This window comes from Pseudolactococcus raffinolactis NBRC 100932 (assembly GCF_001591765.1).
GTDB classification, from domain to species: domain Bacteria; phylum Bacillota; class Bacilli; order Lactobacillales; family Streptococcaceae; genus Pseudolactococcus; species Pseudolactococcus raffinolactis.
Genome location: NZ_BCVN01000111.1, coordinates 1 through 554 on the forward strand (window position 1 = coordinate 1; position 554 = coordinate 554).

The 554-nt window shown below is 35.2% G+C and carries 1 protein-coding gene; it reads left to right on the plus strand.

Annotated features, from left to right (window positions below; genetic code table 11):
• Window positions 1-198: 198 nt before the first annotated feature.
• Window positions 199-554: major tail protein (locus LRA01S_RS10680; RefSeq protein WP_373279984.1), on the plus strand; the 356-nt coding region annotated here is incomplete at its 3' end.

Here is a 554-nt window from a genome sequence, read left to right on the forward strand (position 1 = left end):
TCAGAACATTTGAAATTTTAAGAAAAGCTAAATATATAAGAATGTATACCTATGAGCAAACACCGTCATCTGTACTTATAAATAAAACTAAAATCGAATTTGGCGAATTGACTGATTGGACTATAGCAAAAGAAGATGAACAATACATGCAATTGCAACTAATTTAATAAATAAAAATAGAAAATGGAGAATTTAAAAATGGCAACACAAGAAAATAAAGTCGTTTATGGACTTAAAAATGTACATTACTCAAAAATGACAATTAACGAAACAGGCAAGGTTGTTTATGCTAAACCTGTGGCAATCAAGGGTGCAGTAGAAATTAGCTTGGAAAGTAAAGCGGAATTGGTATCATTCGAGGCGGATAACGAAGTCTATTACAGCGCACCAGGAACCTCATCATACGAAGGAACTCTCACACTTGCAAAAGTACCTGACGGTTTCCTTGTCGATATTTTGGGCGAAGTGCTAGACGCAACTGACGGTGTTCAAACCGAAATTGACGGAGCTAAAACTTCAAACTTTGCATTACTTTTTCAATTTGAAGGCGATGC